16 protein-coding genes are annotated in these 18,207 nt (G+C 60.9%); 9 read left to right on the top strand and 7 right to left on the bottom strand.

Translation table 11 applies throughout. From position 1 onward, the window contains the following. The 5 genes from IG168_RS04515 to lgt form a co-directional block, all read right to left on the bottom strand. On the bottom strand, positions 1-1,325 hold a 1,325-nt coding region (locus IG168_RS04515; RefSeq protein ID WP_193162188.1), incomplete at its 3' end, for a MotA/TolQ/ExbB proton channel family protein. Next, complete coding sequence (locus IG168_RS04520; protein WP_193162190.1) at positions 1,322-2,104, bottom strand: DUF3450 domain-containing protein; 783 nt, start codon at positions 2,102-2,104, stop codon at positions 1,322-1,324. The genes IG168_RS04515 and IG168_RS04520, both read right to left, overlap by 4 nt. Before the next feature lie 273 nt (positions 2,105-2,377). Further along, positions 2,378-2,893, bottom strand: coding sequence for a dihydrofolate reductase (locus IG168_RS04525; RefSeq protein WP_193162192.1), 516 nt, complete (start codon positions 2,891-2,893; stop codon positions 2,378-2,380). Beyond that, complete coding sequence (locus IG168_RS04530) at positions 2,894-3,727, bottom strand: thymidylate synthase (protein WP_193162194.1); 834 nt, start codon at positions 3,725-3,727, stop codon at positions 2,894-2,896. Then, the gene (gene lgt, locus IG168_RS04535; protein ID WP_193162196.1) at positions 3,728-4,567 is read right to left on the bottom strand and encodes a prolipoprotein diacylglyceryl transferase; all 840 of its coding nucleotides are present in this window, start codon (positions 4,565-4,567) and stop codon (positions 3,728-3,730) included. A 114-nt stretch (positions 4,568-4,681) separates the two neighbouring features. On the opposite strand from lgt, the gene IG168_RS04540 reads away from it, so the two are divergent. From IG168_RS04540 to IG168_RS04565, 6 genes are all read left to right on the top strand, one after another. Beyond that, the gene (locus tag IG168_RS04540) at positions 4,682-5,494 is read left to right on the top strand and encodes an NRDE family protein (protein ID WP_193162198.1); all 813 of its coding nucleotides are present in this window, start codon (positions 4,682-4,684) and stop codon (positions 5,492-5,494) included. 325 nt (positions 5,495-5,819) lie between these two features. Continuing rightward, positions 5,820-7,736 (top strand): L,D-transpeptidase family protein, encoded by a 1,917-nt coding sequence (locus IG168_RS04545; RefSeq protein WP_193162200.1) that lies wholly within the window; start codon positions 5,820-5,822, stop codon positions 7,734-7,736. 179 nt (positions 7,737-7,915) lie between these two features. Next, entirely contained in the window at positions 7,916-9,193 is a 1,278-nt protein-coding gene (locus tag IG168_RS04550) for a L,D-transpeptidase family protein (protein ID WP_193162202.1), read from the top strand. A gap of 6 nt (positions 9,194-9,199) precedes the next feature. Next, positions 9,200-10,384, top strand: coding sequence for a L,D-transpeptidase family protein (locus IG168_RS04555; RefSeq protein ID WP_226876531.1), 1,185 nt, complete (start codon positions 9,200-9,202; stop codon positions 10,382-10,384). A 360-nt stretch (positions 10,385-10,744) separates the two neighbouring features. Then, positions 10,745-11,278 carry a DUF882 domain-containing protein gene (locus IG168_RS04560; protein WP_193162204.1) on the top strand — a complete coding sequence of 178 codons (534 nt, stop codon included), beginning with the start codon at positions 10,745-10,747 and terminating at the stop codon, positions 11,276-11,278. A 432-nt stretch (positions 11,279-11,710) separates the two neighbouring features. After that, positions 11,711-12,244 (top strand): DUF882 domain-containing protein, encoded by a 534-nt coding sequence (locus IG168_RS04565; protein WP_193162206.1) that lies wholly within the window; start codon positions 11,711-11,713, stop codon positions 12,242-12,244. Between the two features lie 84 nt (positions 12,245-12,328). On the opposite strand, the gene IG168_RS04570 is transcribed toward IG168_RS04565, so the two are convergent. Together IG168_RS04570 and IG168_RS04575 are read right to left on the bottom strand one after the other, a co-directional pair. Further along, complete coding sequence (locus IG168_RS04570; protein WP_319024660.1) at positions 12,329-13,501, bottom strand: imelysin family protein; 1,173 nt, start codon at positions 13,499-13,501, stop codon at positions 12,329-12,331. A gap of 41 nt (positions 13,502-13,542) precedes the next feature. Further along, entirely contained in the window at positions 13,543-14,208 is a 666-nt protein-coding gene (locus IG168_RS04575) for a histidinol-phosphatase (protein ID WP_193162208.1), read from the bottom strand. 144 nt (positions 14,209-14,352) lie between these two features. Here IG168_RS04575 and IG168_RS04580 point away from each other — a divergent pair, with 144 nt between their 5' ends. From IG168_RS04580 to IG168_RS04590, 3 genes are all read left to right on the top strand, one after another. Further along, on the top strand, positions 14,353-15,042 hold the full coding sequence (locus IG168_RS04580) for an RNA pyrophosphohydrolase (protein ID WP_319024661.1): 690 nt from the start codon (positions 14,353-14,355) through the stop codon (positions 15,040-15,042). Positions 15,043-15,118: 76 nt separating this feature from the next. Next, positions 15,119-17,374, top strand: coding sequence for a phosphoenolpyruvate--protein phosphotransferase (gene ptsP / locus IG168_RS04585; RefSeq protein WP_193162210.1), 2,256 nt, complete (start codon positions 15,119-15,121; stop codon positions 17,372-17,374). A 171-nt stretch (positions 17,375-17,545) separates the two neighbouring features. Continuing rightward, entirely contained in the window at positions 17,546-18,202 is a 657-nt protein-coding gene (locus IG168_RS04590; RefSeq protein ID WP_193162212.1) for a hypothetical protein, read from the top strand. The last annotated feature ends 5 nt before the right edge of the window (positions 18,203-18,207 follow it).

An 18,207-nucleotide genomic window follows, 5' to 3' on the forward strand; every position in this document is an offset into this window, starting at 1 on the left:
TCGAGAACGTGCAGGATACGCTTGGCGCGACCGTTTACGATGGTGTGCATCAGTACGGTCGGGATTGCTACGACCAGACCAAGTACGGTGGTCATAAGTGCTGCGGAGATACCGCCAGCCATGGCCTTCGGATCGCCTGCACCGAAGATGGTGATGGCCTGGAAGGTCACGATCATACCGGTCACGGTACCCAGCAGACCCAGCAGCGGAGCCACCATGGCAATAATCTTCAGCAGGTTCAGGCCGGATTCGATGGCCGGGCGCTCTTTCAGAACCGCCTCTTCCATCTTCAGCTCCAGAGTCTCGGGGTCCACACCCTTGCTCTCTTCGGCGACAGCCAGAACACGACCCAGCGGGTTGTTGGTGTTCGGAGTCTCGGAGCGCAGCTGGGCGCTTACGCGGGCGTTAACACCGGACAGTACAATCAGGCGCCATACGGCCAGCAGCATAGCGATCACACCAACGGCACTGATGATGTAGCCGACGATGCCACCCTGATGCCAGCGCTCAACAATGCTCGGGCTGTTGATCATGGCTTTCAGGTAGGAACCGCCAGTCGGGCCAGTCGGGTCGATACCGAACGGAGTGAAACCGGAAGTGGCTGCCTGCAGGTCTTTGGCCATGCTCAGGTACTTGCCGTCGGGCTGGCGAATCAGCTCGGCCATCTTGTTGCCGTCGCTCATTTCCAGGTACTTGCCATTGGAAACCAGGTTGAAGTTACCTACGCGGACCACTTCCTGCTCGGCCTGCTCGCCGTCCGGCTTGATCACGGTACCGGTGAACTTGACAACCTTGCCGTCTTCAACGATTTCACGCTGCAGCTCGTACCACAGACGCTCGATTTCATCGATGGTCGGCAGTTTGGTCTGAGAGTTCATCTTGTCGATCAGCTGATCCAGGAACTCGGTGCGGCCCGGGTACTGAGCGGACACCAGGGAGTTCTCCAGGTTGGCGCGCAGGTCGCCGGCAGTGGAGGTCAGGTGACCAAACAGCTCCTTCAGGGAGCCCATGCGCTCGTCCAGCTGCTGACGCTTCTGCTGGACCATCACTTCCTGTTCCTGGTATTTGTTTTCCAGCTGAGCGGAACGTGCTTCCTCAGCGGCGCGAGTGTTCTCGGCCTTGGTCAGCAGAGCCTGTTGATTGGCTTTCTGACGACGGAAATCCGCTTCCCGCTTCTGGTGCTCTTTGGATTCGGCGATTTTGGAATCGCGAACCATTTTCAGCAGCTGGTCCAGGGAAGTGGCTTTCTCTTCTGCAACGGCGCTGACGCTAATCAGGCCAGCCGCTGCTACGGCAATTAGGCGTTTGGCGATAGAGGTTTTCATTGCGCAGCCTCCGGAGCCGGAATCGGCATAACCATAATGTCAGTACTGGCCTGCTTCTTGGCGATCTTCAGGCCGTTCATGATGGCGCGACGGTATTCGCCGGCATCGATCTCAACCCAGGCTTTCTGCTCTTTGTCGTAAGCCAGGGAGATTTTGGAGTCGGTAGTCTGAGCGAGCAGCGCGATACGACCGATTTGCAGTACGTTCACTTCGCGATCGGTGCCGTTCACGTTCAGAGTGTCGCCGTAGCTGTTGATCTTGCGCGCGTATTCGGCTTCGAAGTTGTACAGCTCCAGCACCTGGCGGAATTTTTCCGCAACGGTGACATCGGAACGGTCCATAGCCTTCTTAACGCCTTCGAGGTTGGCGAGGCGCTCGTCGAGCTTGAACGGAGCGTCGAGCTTGATGAACTGCTCGAGGCCGTCCAGCATTTTCAGAATCAGCGGCTGAATCTGGCGCTCGATCACGGTGACGTTCTCGATGGATTCGTCCAGATCCTTGATCACTGCCAGCTGGTTAGCCAGCTGCTTTTCGAGCTGGCGGTTGTAAACGCGCAGACCTTCAATTTGCTTGTTAACCACCTTGAAGTCCTGCAGCAGGCTGCTGGTCTCTTCGGCAATTTTGTCGATACGCTTTTGCGAAGTCTGAGCTGCAGTAGTTTTTTGCTTCTCTACAGCCAGGACGTTATCGAGAGTATCCGCAGTGGCTACGCTGCCGTACAGTGCGCCGGCAGACAGCGCAGTGGTCAGCGCCACAGCCATGAATCGCTTGGTTTTCATTAGACCCCCCAGTGGGTTCAACATTTCACAACATGGTCGCGATGGGTTAGCTGCCACAACGCGGTATGATTTTGGTTTGAAGACAGCTAAGAGCCGCACATTGTAAACAGCCGATTTGATTATTCAAATGCCGATTGACACTATCGACCCGCGTGTGTAGCAAGGTAACAACCGGGTAACAAAACCGGGTTGCGCGCACACATTTGCGGCGGTTTTGACGCTGTGAGCCATCACGGGATTTCACAGAGCGATCATTAAACGACCAATCTGCACTTATTTCAACCTGTCGTACTGGACTAAGCAGTAGTTATATTCGTCCTTGTCCGACGACGGGTAACACTCCCGACCGCTTTCCTTCCAGGAGTCAGTAATCGGCGGGAAATGTGCATCTCCGTCGATATCTGCATCCACTTCGGTCAGGTACAGCCGGGATGCCAGCGGCAGGGCCTGGCGGTAGATCTGCGCACCGCCGATCACCATCACCTCCGCGGCACCGTTGCACACCGCCGATTCCTGCGCAATCTCCAGCGCCGCATCCAGCGAAGCGGCGCAGTGTACTCCATCCGCCTGCCAGTCCGGGTTGCGGGTAATCACTATATTGTCGCGACCGGGCAGCGGTCGACCGATGGATTCGTAGGTCTTGCGACCCATGACCACCGGTTTCCCCAAAGTGGTGCGTTTGAAGAACTGCAGGTCACCGGAAATTCGCCACGGCAGGCCATTGTCACGACCGATGGCACCGTTGCGCGCGACCGCGACGATCAGGGCGAGCGGGATTTCTTTCTTCATTTATACAGCGACCGGTGCGGGAATGTGCGGGTGAGCCTCGTAGCCGCGCAGCTCGAAATCCTCATAGCGGAAAGCGAACAGGTCGGTCACGTCCGGATTCAGGTGCATCTGCGGCAGCGGCAGCGGTTCACGGGAGAGCTGCTCGGCCACCTGTTCCATATGGTTGGAATAGAGGTGTGCATCACCGAAAGTGTGGATAAATTCCCCCGGCTGCAGCCCGCACACCTGCGCCAGCATCAGCGTCAACAGGCTGTAGGAGGCGATATTGAACGGCACGCCGAGAAAAATATCGGCGCTGCGCTGGTACAGCTGGCACGACAGCTTGCCGTCGGCCACGTAGAACTGGAACAGCGCGTGGCAGGGCGCCAGCGCCATACGACCCGCAGCCGCGTTTTGCGCCGGCGATACCCCCTCATCGGGCAGATCGGCAGGATTCCAGGCGCTGACAATTAAGCGGCGGGAATCCGGGCGATTCTTCAGCTGCGCCAGCAGCTCTTCAATCTGGTCAATTTTGCGGCTATCCGGAGTGGGCCACGAGCGCCACTGGTAGCCGTACACCGGTCCCAGGTCACCGTTATCGTCGGCCCACTCGTCCCAAATGCGCACGCCGTGCTCTTGCAGGTAGGCAATATTGGTATCGCCCTTCAGGAACCACAGCAGCTCGTGAATGATCGAGCGCAGGTGGCACTTCTTGGTTGTTATCAGCGGGAAACCCTGCGCCAGGTCGAAGCGCATCTGATAGCCGAACACGCTGAGGGTGCCGGTACCAGTGCGGTCGCTCTTGCGGGTGCCGTTGTCACGCACATGGCGCATCAAGTCGAGATACTGCTTCATTTATTGTGCTCCACCTTTTGCTGCGGAGTTACCCTGGCCGCCGCGCCCCTGGGGCAGCGGCTGGGTGCGGTAACTCCAGATCAGGATGGCAATGCCGGCAGCGATCATCGGCAGGCACAGCTCCTGGCCCCGGGTCATCCAGCCGAACCACTCGAAGCCAATTTGCGCATCCGGTTCGCGCACGAATTCCACCATAAAGCGGAAAATGCCGTAGAGCAGCACAAAAAGGCCGCCAACTGCGAGGCGCGGGCGCGGCTTGCTGGAAAACCACCAGAGAATCGCAAAGAGCACCAGCCCTTCAAAGAAGGCCTGGTACAGCTGTGACGGGTGGCGCACCAGCTGTTCCGGATCGCGCGGGAACACCATGCCCCAGGGCATATCGGTAGGACGCCCCCACAGCTCTTGGCCGATAAAGTTGCCGATACGCCCGAGACCGAGGCCGATGGGCACCAGCGGCGCGACGAAGTCGATCAGCGCCGGGAAGGTGGTGCCTATCTTGCGCGCATACAGGGTCGCAGCCAGCATCACGCCGACAAACCCGCCGTGGAAACTCATGCCCCCCTCCCAGACCCGGAACAGGGACAGAGGGTCGGCCAGCAGCTCTGGCAGGTTGTAGAAGAGCATGTAACCGATGCGCCCCCCCACCACGACGCCGATGGCGCAGTAGAGGATCATGTCTTCGACTTCCGACTTGATCACCGGCGACCAGGGCTTGCGACTGCGCCGCAGCGCCAGCCACCAGGCGGCGATAAAGCCCCCGAGATACATCAGTCCATACCAGTGCACTTTCAGCGGGCCAATTGCCACGGCTACCGGGTTTATTTCGGGATAGGTCAACATAGAAAAGTCACAACGGTTGATGAGCGCATATGATTGGGCACAGGAGTTTACCAGTTTAAGCGGCGCTCTGGACCACCGGAGCGCGCCCTGCACCACAAGCCAGTGACCAAAGCCATGTGTCTAGTTCTGTTCGCCTACCGCAGCCATCCGCTATTTCCCCTGCTACTGATCGCCAACCGGGACGAGTTCTACCGGCGCCCGACCGCAGCCGCCGCCCCCTGGGATAGCGGTATTGTCGCCGGGCGCGACCTCGAGGGCGGCGGCACCTGGGCCGGAATCGCCCGCGGTCGCGCGGCGGCCGTGACCAATATCCGCGAGCCGGGTCAACTTCCACCTCCGGATCCGCTGTCCCGCGGCGATATTCCGCGGGACTTTCTGCATAGCGGCGGGACACCGCGGGACTTTTCCAGCGGCATTTGCGACGACCGCTATCGCGGCTTCAACGCGTTGCTGTTCCAGCTCGGCGCCGCCGAGGAGCTGGTGTGCGCAGGCAACCGCCACACCCCCTTCGCAGTGACGCCCGGTATTCACGGTATTTCCAACGGCGCGCCGGACGCCCCGTGGCCCAAAGTGGAAGCGGGCAAGGCGCGCCTGGCCGGGCTGCTGGAGGACGCCGGTGAACAGATCGACGAGGCGGGTTTCGTCCAGCCCGCACTGGCACTGCTGCGGGACCGGCGCACGGCCCCGGAGGCTGACCTGCCCCACACCGGCGTCAGCCCCGCGCTCGAACTGGCCCTGTCGCCGCTGTTCATTCACATCGACCGCGGCGATTTTCCCGACTCGATCGGCGGCGACAACCCCGGTGGCTACGGCACCCGCGCCAGCACCGTAATCGCGGTCGACTTGACCGGCCGCACGCAATTGTGGGAGCAGAGTTTCTGCGACGGTCAACCGGTGGATTCCGTGCGCTATTTCGCCCTCGACTGATGCGCCCGGAGGCGATGTAACGAAACCTGACGGTCAGAAATAACGCTGTCGGATAAGGTAAAAAGAATTAAACGCCAAGCAAATTTTGCATTTGTTGCCATACTTATTTTCACAGGCTGATATTGGTTGAGTTACGCGCAAGGTAACCGCAACCGCAGCCCATTTATAAGGAAGGTCGCGCGGGACGCATGACACAGGCGAGCCGTCGATAGCATCGACGAAAAACGGGATCGGCTCGCCGCAGGTTGGGAAGGTATGAACGATCTGGCGTCCGGCCGTTGGCCGAAAATGGCAAACCGGGCCCCTGCAGTATCGCTGAGGTACCATGTCGTATTTCAACCCAGAGCGCCGCACACGCAAATCTCCGCTGCCGCTATTGCTGCTCGGCGGCCTGTGCGTATTTGCCCTTTATTACGCGTTTACCGCCAACCAGAAAACGGTTCCGGTTCTGCCGGAAAATGCCGTGCGCCCACACCTGATACGCTGGCTGGAGGAAAGCCCGGACTCCTGGCCTGCCCAGGACCCGATTTTCAATCCCGCCGCAGTCCGGCGTATTTACCAGCGTACCGACTATCGCCTGCTGTGGTTTGACAATTACAGCCTGAGCGACACCGCCAACGACCTACTCAAGCAGCTCACCGCGTCCAGCTCCGGCAACCCCAGCAGCATGGTCGACTACCGCTATCACCTCGGCTACTTCGACCGCACCCTGCGCGACACACCACAGCGGCTGCAGATGGCTGCAGTGCTCGACGTGCTGCTCACCGACGCCTTTGTGTCCTATGCCCAGGACACCCAGCTCGACAAGCTCAACCCGAAGAATCGCCCGCGCCGCGACATCACACCGGTCAGTGCTTCCGAGGGCGGCTTTCAGCTGGTAGGCATGCCCCAGGCACTGCGACAGTCGTCTGGCGACAGCGGCCGGCGCTATTTCCGTGGCTATAACCGCGCGGACGGCAATCGCAGCACCTATTACACCCGCGACAATATTGACCGCTCGCGCCACTACTCCACCTACAACCGCCCCAGTTACAACAGTTCGACCAATGCATCGCGCTTTGCCAGCGGCGGCCTGCCGCCGCGCAACGGCTATCGCAACTACCTGCGCAGCGACAACGGTCAACCTGCGGTCGGCCGGGTCCCGGAACACAGCGAAGGCCCCTATTACGAGGAGAACACACCCTACGGCGGCGATGCCGGGGCGCTGCGCCAAGAGCTAATGCGCATGCGCAGCATGGCCGCCAGCGGCTACTGGCGCCCGCTGCCCCCGGGGCCGGCAATGACCATTGGCGCCAAGCACCCCCACGTGGCGATGCTGCGCAGCATGCTGTCCCTATACGGCGATTACTATGGCTACCCCGGCGAACCCAACAGCGACAAGTTCGACCGCCGCCTGCACGAGGCCGTGGTGCGCTTCCAGACCCGCCACGGGCTGAGACCGGACGGCATTGTCGGACGCGAAACCCGCAAACGGCTGAACCTGTCGCCGACCGCCCGGGCACAGATCATCGAAACCAATATCCGCCGCCGCAATAGCCTGCCGGCGAATCTCGGCAGCCGTTTTATCCAGGTCAATGTGCCCGAGTACAAGCTGCACTATGTGGAGGACGACCGGATAAGACTGTCGATGAACGTGGTGGTGGGTAAGAAAAAACACGCCACACCGGAGATCACCACCCGCGTCAGTAAAGTCATCTTCAATCCCACCTGGACGGTGCCGCGCAGCATCCTCGTCAACGAGCTGTTACCGAAGGCGCGCGCCAACCCGAGCGGCATGGAAGACATGGGTTACCGGGTGGTCAATGCCAGTGGCGAAAACCTGCCCCTGACTCCGAAAAACCTCTCCGCCGCCGGCGCCGGTTCCTACCTGATGCGCCAGATGGGCGGCGAAGACAATATTCTCGGACGGGTGAAGTTCGAGATCCCCAACAAATATGACGTCTACCTGCACGACACCCGCGCGCGCAGCCTGTTCTCTCTCACGGACCGCGACTACAGCCACGGCTGCATCCGCCTGGAACACCCCCGCCACCTGGCCGAGGCACTGCTGCGGCCCCAGGGAAACTGGGACCAGTGGCGTATCGACCAGCTGACCGTTGGCGACGAGACCACCGAAGTGGAGATGGAAGAGAAGGTACCGGTCTACATCACCTACTGGACCGCCTGGGTCGACGGCGAGGGACGCCTGAATTTCCGCCCGGACATTTACGGCAAGGATGGTCTGATGGACAACCAGTTCTGATCGAGACCAGTCGGCGGAGGGCAGTCACAAAAACTGCTCTCCGCCAGCCATATTCCGATACCGCCCGATAGCCCCGCCGGCGCATTCCCCAAAAGTATTGGGGTGCCGCCGGTCACAAGTTACCAATGTGAGCACGGCCATCAGTCCAACTGATACATACCGGCTTGCAGGGGTACACCATGGGCGTCGGCAACCAGCAACAGCATCTCCGCGAACACCCGCAACACGGCAGCGCCCTGGCACTGGGACTGGCGATTGCCCTGGCGCTGGAACTGCCCGGGGTGCGGGCACAATCCGCTCCGGAACCGCCCGCCGCCGACGGCAGCGAGGCTGCCGCCAGCGCTGACCGCTTTACCCCCTACACTCCCTACGGGCGCCAGTTCGCCCTGCTCAGCGAAGAGTTGACACGCTACCGCGCCCTGGCCGCCGGGGACGAATGGCACCCGCTCGACAGCGGCCCACCGCTGGCTCCGGGGATGCGCGACTCGCGGGTCCGGCAGCTGCGCACCCTGTTGATGCAATACGGCGACTACGCCCTGGACGACCACACCGGCCCGGCGACTAGGGCCGATGAATACGACAAGCGGCTGCAGCAGGCGGTGCGTCGGTTCCAGCGGCGTCACGGGCTCAAGGAGGACGCCCTGGTGGACGACCGCACGCGCGCGCGCCTGAACGTCGATCCGGCGGAGCGGGCCCGCACCCTGGCCGCCAACCTGCATCGCTGGCGCAACATGCCCAAGGAACTGGGCCCCCGCTACATCCTCGTCAACATTCCCGATTTCAGCCTGCGCCTGATGCATCGCGGCCAGGAGGAATACAGGATGCGCGTTGTCGTGGGCAAACCCAAACACATGACACCGCAGCTGGCGACGCGGATGACCCGAGTCATCTTCAATCCCATCTGGCGGGTACCGCGCAATATCGCAGTGCGCGAGCTGCTGCCCAAAGGCAGTGCCAGCCTGACCGCCGACGGCTACCGGTTGGTCAACCACAGCGGCCGCAGGGTGCCGTTCACTGCACGCAATATTGCCGCCACCCGGCTGGGCAGCGTCAGCCTGCAGCAGAAGGGCGGTCCCGGCAATGCGCTGGGGCGGGTCAAGTTCGTCATCCCCAACCGCGAGGCCATCTTCCTCCACGACACCAACAGCAAGCACCTGTTCCAGCGCAGCCAGCGGGCCTTCAGCCACGGCTGTATCCGCCTGGAAAAACCGCTGGAGTTTGCCCGGATGATGCTCAGGGAGCAGAACAACTGGAGCGAGCATCGCGTCGAACGCGCCCTCAACAGCAGCCGCACCCGTGGCATCGAGCTGAAAGTGCCCATTCCCGTGTACATCACTTACTGGACGGCCTGGGTCGACGAGGAGGGGCTTTTACAATTCCGGCCCGATATCTATGAACAGGACCGGCCAGAGCACGCCGGCGACAGTGCCGACACAAATGACAGCGGCAGCGGGTAACACATCATGCGCAGAACTGTCCGCCAGCTGGCGGCCCTGCTTTCCCTGGCGCTGATGGCGGTACTGCCCGCGGCGGCCGCCGCGCGTGTCCCCCACGCGGAACCGCCCATAGCCGTGGACCCGACCCGCGCCGGCGAAGCACTGCGTACCGAAGCCCAGCGCTACCGCAATCTGCAGCAGCAGTGGCAACCACTCGCCCGCGGCGGCTCCCTGAAACCCGGTGACAGCGATCCGCGCGTGGCGCAATTGCGCAAGTTGCTCGAATTGCTCGGCGATTACCGCGGGCTGCCCGGCCCACTGTCCGGTACCGGCGGCGGGGATGCGAAACGCTTTGACGCGGGTGTACAGGTGGCAGTGGAACGCTACCAGCACCGCCACGGCCTGGTCATCAATGGCATCACCGGCAGCGCCACCCTGGCCGAACTCGCCGTGCCGCCGCTGGAACGCGCGCGTCAATTGGAACTGAACGCCAGTCGCTGGGACAAAATAACAGTGCCCAAGAGCGGCCGCTATGTGCTGATCAACGTCCCCGATTACCAACTGCAGCTGATCGATAAGGGGCGCGTCACACTCAGGATGAAAACTGTGGTCGGCAAGACCAGCAGCCGCACCCCGGAACTCCGCAGCCGCATCACCAATATTGTCTTCAACCCCAGCTGGACAGTTCCCCGCAGCATCCTGCTCACCGAATTGCTGCCCAAGGCCCGCAACAATCCGGAAGCCATGCACCGCCGCGGATACCGGGTGGTCAATTACGGCAGTAACCATACTGCGCCCATTTCATCCGACGGTATTGCCAAGGCCGCCCACGGCGACGCCACGCTGCGCCAGGTCAGTGGCCCCGGCAACACCCTGGGACGGGTCAAGTTTGTCGTCCCCAACAAGCAGGCAATTTACCTCCACGATACCCAGGCCCAGAGCCTGTTCGGCCTCCGCGAGCGTGCCTTCAGCCACGGCTGCATCCGCCTGGAGCAACCGGAAGAGCTGGCCTACGCCCTATTGAGCGAGCAGGGCTGGGACAGAACCCGCGTCGCCGAGGCCACCACCGGTGACGAGAGCCTCAATATTCGGGTTGAGCAGCCGCCGCGCCTGTTCATCACCTATATCACCGCGTGGATCGACGACCGCGGCAGGGCCCAGTTCCGCCGCGATGTCTATCGCCGCGACAGCGCAGAAACCACGCCGCACTAGGCTTCCGCTCCAGTATTCAGATCTTTCCGACGCGATTCCCCCACCGTTTCCGCCACCAAGCCACTTTTCTGACCAAACCGAACCCACTGGTCGCAGAAAAATGATTTTTCAGCCTGGCCCCTCAAATGACAACGCTGTCTCCACTTTTCTATGTCGCGCTCTCAGCGCTTCACGCCAAATCAGCATCCGGATAGTCTACGGAGGATTAAATTACCAACCCCACCCTGCGATTATTTCCTCATTAACCCTGCCCGGTTTGTAACGTCTGGTTATTTTTTATACAGTTCCTCTCGAGTCTTCTGGCGGCATATACGACAAAAGACTCACGATGAGAAACAAACGACGAGGCGGAAACAGGGTATGAACAATCCATCCAGACGCCGGTTCCTGGCAGTAACTTGTGCGACAGCGGCCGCGGTAAGCGCTGGCCCGACATTCGCGAAAGTGGGTAATACCCGCACGCTGAGAATGCGCAACCTGCACACCGGGGAACGGTTGAATACCGCCTTCTGGTCGGGCGGTGGCTTTGATAGCAGCGGACTGAAGAAATTCAACCGCCTGCTGCGTGACCACCGCGCCAACGAAGAGACGCGCATCGACCCGAAACTGTTCGAACTGGTGTACAAGCTGAAGGAAAAGCTGGGCTACGACGGTGAGATCGAGATTATCTCGGGCTACCGTTCGCCCAAGACCAACGCCATGCTGCGCTCACGCTCGAGTGGCGTTGCGAAACGCAGCTACCACACGCGTGGTATGGCGATGGACCTGCGCATGCCGGGTATCCCCCTGAGCAAAGTGCGCCAGGCGGCCCTCGAACTGAAGCTCGGCGGCGTGGGTTACTACCCGAAAAGTAACTTCGTGCACGTCGATACCGGTCCGGTTCGCCGCTGGTAACAGCGGCCCGCCGCAAGGCGGGACCTGCAGAAACACAAACCCCGGCCTGGTACCGGGGTTTGTCGTTTCTGGACGAAGTCCGGTCAGTCCGCCGGTACAGACACCGGTTTCCTCGGGTTCTCCCAGTTTTCGACCAGTAAATGACCAAAATTGCTCGACTGGTCGCAGAAAAATGATTTTTCAGTGCAAGGCCTCAAATGACAACGCTGTCCCGGCAACCTGGCGTGACTTACCTGCAATTAAGACCAAAAGGGGCATCCACATAGTCTATGGAGGATTAAATTACCAACCCCACCCTACAATTATTTCCTCATTACCCCTGCCCGGTTTGTAACGATAGGTTATTTTTTATACATTAACTCCCGAGTCTTCTGGCGGCAAAAACGACAAAAGACTCATGACGAGAAACAAACGACGAGGCGGAAACAGGGTATGAACAATCCATCCAGACGCCGGTTCCTGGCAGTAACTTGCGCTACAGCGGCTGCGGTCAGTGCCGGCCCGACATTCGCGAAAGTGGGTAACTCCCGCACACTGAGAATGCGCAACCTGCACACCGGGGAACGGTTGAATACCGCCTTCTGGTCGAACGGCAGCTTTGACAGCAGTGGCCTGAAGCAATTCAACCGCCTGCTGCGTGACCACCGCGCCAACGAAGTCACGCGTATGGACCCGAAAGTACTCGAACTGGTGTACAAGCTGAAGGAAAAGCTGGGTTACAACGGTGAGATCGAAATTATCTCGGGCTATCGTTCACCCAAGACCAACGCCATGTTGCGTGCACGTTCGAAGGGTGTGGCGAAACGCAGCTACCACACACGTGGTATGGCGATCGACCTGCGCATGCCGGGTATCCCCCTGAGCAAAGTGCGCAAGGCGGCCCTCGAACTGAAGCTCGGCGGCGTGGGTTACTACCCGAAAAGTAACTTCGTGCACGTCGATACCGGTCCGGTTCGCCGCTGGTAACAGCGGCCCGCCGCAAGGCGGGACCTGCAGAAACACAAACCCCGGCCAAGTGCCGGGGTTTGTCGTTTCTGGGACGAAGTCCGGTCAATCCGCGGGAACGGATACCGGAGTCATCTCATCGGCGGGCGTCGGCACCTGGGTGGTGCCGGACATCAGCCCCGCAATCTGCTCCAGCAGATCACGCGCCCGCGCCAGCTGGCTCAGTTCCGCCAGCTCGATCGGATCCTCCATCTTCAACATCAGCGCTTCCAGCTCGGCAAAGCTCTGATCCAGCGCGCGCACCTGGTGGCGATCCAGCAACAGTTCCGCCAGACCAGTACCTTCGGCCGGCACCCAGTTGGACCGCAGTGTGCGCAGCATGGCCAGCATTGCCAGCTTGGAGTCCGCGGCACGGCCGCTCTCGACGTCACTCTCGGAGCTCTCCGGCAAGCGCCGCAGCAGCTCCTCGTCGAGCGTGCGTATCTCCGCGGCGCGGATCTGCTGCATGCGAGCCGCCGGACTCAGGGCGAGGAAATAGCGCGACAGGTCGTTGGCGGCAAAGGGCCAGCGCCGCGCCAGATCCGCGAGATCCTCTTCCATCGCCTGGCCCATCAACTGCGTCAGCGCACGGCGGCGATTGGCGGCCTGGGCCTCCGGCTTCTCTCCCTTACTCACCGCCACAAACTGTTCCGCGGTCCGCTCTCCGGTGGGACCCCACAGCATGATTTCCATCGCGTGAAATCCGGTACTGGCCTCCTCATTGGCGGTCAGGCGGTGCTGTTTGCGCAGATTGGCAAGCGTCAGGTCGATCGCCGTATCGTTGACGATGCCACTGTTGGAATAACCGGGCACCGTATCCAGGTAACCGGGCTGCACTGGCCAGCTGTCCAGGGACAGGACCAGCTTGCGCCCCTCGCTGCGCAGCTCCGCGGGCGCAAAAGCCAGCTCTATGTAGGGCAGTGTTGCGGCAAAATTGCGGTGGGCATCGAGCCAGGCCAGCTTGGCCGCCTCCAGGTGGTCGTCGGTGGGCTGTTTCAGCAGTGTGGCCAGCGCGCTATTCAGCGCTTCCACCGCCGCCTGGGTTTCCGCCAGTTTCACCTGGCCCGCCTGCCAGACAGCGCGCGACAGCGCCTCGGCCGCCTCTTCGTTTAACGCCTGCGGTACCGGTTTCGCGGCCTCCGGCTTTTCCTCCACCCGCTTTTCGCTACAGGCCGAAATTGCCAGAAGCCCGCTACACAGCAGCACGGTGAGTGCGTGCCGAATCTTGACTGCGATCACAAAAATCCCCAGAAACCTTATTGAATAAATCTAAAACTGGCTCAATCCACATCGCGCAGGCTGATGACCGGCCACCCGCGCGCTTCGGCCTCGGCGCGCAGGCGCGCATCCGGATCCACTGCGACCGGGTGATCCACTTGCTGCAGCAGCGGCAGATCATTGATGGAATCACTGTAAAACCACTTTTCCGCGGCGCTATAGCCCGGATTGTGCGCCAGCCACTGCTGCAGCCGCACGACCTTGCCGCCCTGAAAACAGGGCTCCCCGACCACCCGCCCGGTAAAGCGCCCCTCCACCTCTTCCGGCTCGGTGGCGAGCAGGGTATCCACCCCCAGCTGCGCGGCGATGGGCTCCACCACGAAGCGGTTGGTCGCAGTGATGATCATAATATGGTGGCCTTCGCGGCGATGCCGACCAATTAACTCTTCGGCCCGCGGCAACCAGATCTCGCTGATCACTTCCTCCATGAATTCCCGCTGCAGGTTGCCCAGCTGGCCCCGGGATAGCTGGGCCAGCGGCTCCAGCGCGAACTCCAGATAGGCAAAGATATCCAGGTCGCCGCGCTGGTAATCACGGTAGAAGCGGTCGTTGGCCTCGCGGTAGCGCTCGCTGTCGACGTGTTCGCGCTGCACCAGGAACTCGCCCCAGGCGTAATCGCTATCGCCACCGATTAACGTGTTGTCGAGGTCAAATATCGCCAGCTGCACGGCATACTCCCTTCTTAAATAACTATAGGTCCCGCGGACCATTTCGCCGCCAATTGTGCACGGCGGCGCCTGATTTTACCCGTTCGACAGCCGCCGCACAGCGACGTCGTCCGCGAATTGCCGTAATACCCCCGCTGTGGAACAATGCTGGACAAGTCTGTGCGGCGAGTCGCCGCACACCAACAATTTGAGGACGGTATTTTGGGCGAGGGCAAACCGGCATCGACCGGGCGCAAGAACCGCCGGAAATCCGCCAGGCAGTCTAACCGCACCGACAACCCCGCGAGCACCAAAAAGAACCGCGGGCGCGGTGGCGACAACAGCAGCAATATCGACGCCGAGGGCTTCCGCCCCAACGTCGGCATCATTGTGCTGAACGCCCGCGGCCAGGCGCTGTGGGCACGGCGGATAGGTGGCAAGGACGCCTGGCAATTCCCCCAGGGCGGCATCAATCCGGGCGAGTCTCCGGAGCAGGCCCTGTATCGCGAACTCTACGAGGAAATCGGCCTGACCCGGGACCAGGTGCGCATGATCGCCTGCACCCGCGGCTGGTTGCGCTATCGGCTGCCGCAGCGCCTGGTACGGCGGCGCTCTGAGCCCCTGTGTATCGGCCAGAAGCAGAAGTGGTACCTGTTGCAGCTGGAGGCCCCGGAAAGCGCTATCAGTTTCAATAACGGCTACAAACCGGAATTCGATCACTGGCGTTGGGTCAGTTACTGGCACCCGCTCAGCAAGGTGGTGACCTTCAAGCGCGAGGTTTATCGGCGCGCCCTCACCGAACTCGTTCCCCAGCAAATACAATTAGAGAAACGCTGGCTGCGAGAGCAGGAGTAAGCGGGTCTACCCGATCCTGCCCGCGGCCGGATCGGGTAGACCGAATTTCAACCCATTGGATGGCGAGGACAGGCCTTTGCTCGGATCTCTGCGCAGCATTGTTCAGGAAGTTAACTCGGCCCGGGATTTGCCCGCGGTGCTGGATATCATCGTGCGCCGCGTGCGCGAGGTGATGCACACCCGGGTGTGCTCTGTATATCTGCGCGACAAGCAGTCCGGCAATTACGTGCTGATGGCCACTCGCGGCCTGAACCAGAGCGCGGTGGGGCAGGTTCACCTGGCGCCCGGCGAGGGCCTGGTGGGCAATGTGGTCACCCGCGAGGAGCCGATCAACCTGGAACAGGCCGAGGCCCACCCCGCCTATCAGTATTTCCCGGCTACTGGCGAAGAGCGCTTCAGTGCCTTTCTGGGCACCCCCATCATTCACCACCGCAATGTGCTCGGCGTGCTCGTGGTGCAGCAGGCGGAAAAACGCCGTTTCGACGAGGGGGAAGAAGCTTTTCTCGTCACTCTGTCTGCTCAGCTCGCCGGGGTCATCGCCCACGCCGAGGCTACCGGCGTGCTGGTCGCCATCGGCCAGCAGCGCAACGAAGCCAAATTCGGCGGTATCGCCGCATCGCCCGGGGTTGCCATTGGCCGCGCCCACGTGATCGCGCCCCAGGCCAACCTTGCCACAGTCCCCTACTCCTGTTGCATCGACGTGGACGCCGAACTGGAACTCTTCCACCAGGCGCTCGCCTCCGCCCGCGACGAAATCCGCGAAGTCGGGGAGCGCCTCAAGGACGATCTGAACCGCGAAGAACGCGCGCTGTTTGACGCTTACATCAGCATGCTCGACGACAACTCGCTGGCCGTAGAGGTATGCGATCGTATCCGCCAGCAGATCAGCGCACCCCGCGCCTGGGCCGAAGTCATGCTCGAACACGTGCGCCGCTTCGAAGCCATGTCTGATGCCTATTTCCGCGACCGCGCCGCCGACGTGCGTGACCTGGGTGCGCGGGTACTCGTGCACCTGCGCCAGCAGCAGCAGAGCCAGCGCGACTACCCGGAAAACACCGTGCTGATCGGCGAGGAGCTCACCGCCGCCATGCTCGCCGAAGTGCCGCGGGAAAAGCTGATCGGTCTGGTCTCAGTCAAGGGATCCTCCAACAGCCACGTGGCGATTATCGCCCGTGCTATGGGCCTGCCGGCGGTGATGGGTGTACAGGACCTGCCCTACGAACAGATTGAGGGTGCCGATCTGGTGGTCGACGGCTACCGCGGCGAACTGCACGTGCACCCCGGACGCGAACTGCGGCGCCGCTTCGACGCCATTGTCGCCGAAGAGCGGGAACTCGCCCGCAACCTCGACCACCTGGCGGGCCTGCCCGGGGAAACCGCCGACGGTCACCGGGTGCGCCTGTGGGTGAACACCGGCCTGATGGCCGATGTAGTGCGCTCACTCGAACGCGGCGCCGAGGGTGTCGGCCTCTACCGTACCGAAGTCCCCTTTCTGCTGCGCGACCGCTTCCCCTCCGAGGAGGAACAGCGCGAGATCTACCGCGAACAGCTCGAGGCCTTCGCCCCGCGCCCGGTGACCATGCGCACCCTGGATATCGGCGGCGACAAGGCGCTGGCCTATTTCCCCATCGAAGAGACCAATCCCTTCCTCGGCTGGCGCGGTATCCGCGTGACCCTCGACCACCCGGAAATCTTCCTCGGCCAGGTGCGCGCGATGATGAAAGCGGGCAAGGGGCTCGGCAACCTGCGCATTATGCTGCCGATGATCAGTGGACTGGGAGAACTGGTAGCGGCACGCAAGCTGGTAGAGCGCGCCCACGGGGAGCTGGTGGACGAGGGCTACGATATTTCCATGCCGCCGCTCGGCATCATGATCGAAGTACCCTCGGCAGTTTACCAGGCACGCGAACTGGCGGAGCAGGTGGACTTCATGTCCGTAGGTAGCAACGACCTGACCCAATACCTGCTGGCGGTGGACCGTAACAACAGCCGCGTCGCCAATATCTATCACGCCCTGCACCCGGCGGTGCTGCGCGCGCTGCAGGAAGTCGTCAGTGCCGGCCACGCCGCCAACACCAAAGTGGGTATCTGCGGTGAACTGGCCGGCGATCCCGGTGGCGCTCTACTGTTAGTGGCGATGGGTTACGACGTACTGTCGATGAATGCCACCAACCTGCCGCGGGTCAAGGCTGCACTGCGCGCAGTGCGCAAGGCCGATACCGACAAGCTGCTGCAGAGCGTGCTGGCAATGCACTGTGCGGAGGAAATCGAAGAGACAGTGCAGGCCTATCTGAAACGGATCGGTATCAAGGCACTGTTACAGCCTCAGTAAAATCCGTCCTTCGAATTACTCTAAGTCTCCATATTCCCCGTGTAATGGCGTGAAATCGATCCACGGGTACGGAGGTGCTAGACTCGTCCGGCGCTGACGAAACCAAATACTTTGGGGTAACTGTCAGCGATGCTTTCGGGGTATTTTGCATTCAATAAAAAAGGACAAGTCATGCTAAAAAAAATAGCCTTGCTGATCATGCCAATGCTGGTTACAGCGTGTGTTACACCAGTTTCATTGCAAGAGCAGTCTGCAACGCCGGAATATCAAGTCAAAGAGCCCGTACTGATTTCTGTCATTGATCAACGCAAACGGGTGAAAGATGGCAAGCCGAAAACGTTTACCGGAAAAGTCCACGGTTCGTTCGGTATCCCAATGGACTGGCAAGTAAATAACATATTGGCCACTGAGCCCGAAGACAAGGACAGAAACCTTGCGCAGTTTTTGCAGAGCCGCCTTGTCAATGGCCTGAACCAATCAGGCTGGAACGCTACGTCCGTTGACCTGGATGAAGTTCCACAAGACGAGGCAGTGACTCAACTGCTGGAGCAGAACAATGCCAACAAGATGATCAGCCTGGTGCTCAATGAATGGTATTACAGCATCAATCTGAACTGGGTATCCGCCTTCAACTTTGACACAGATACCGACGTACTGGTTTACGATCTGCAGGGCGGCAAACTGCTTAGCAAAAATATTAAAGAACGCGACGTAATTGATGAGAAGGGCAACCAATCTCCGCAAAACAATATCTTGCTCGCGTACAAGGCCCAACTGGATCAGATCATCAATGACAGCGAAGTGCGCGAAATGACGTCTTACGACTGAACCCC

This window comes from Microbulbifer hainanensis, from assembly GCF_014904735.1.
GTDB lineage: Bacteria > Pseudomonadota > Gammaproteobacteria > Pseudomonadales > Cellvibrionaceae > Microbulbifer > Microbulbifer hainanensis.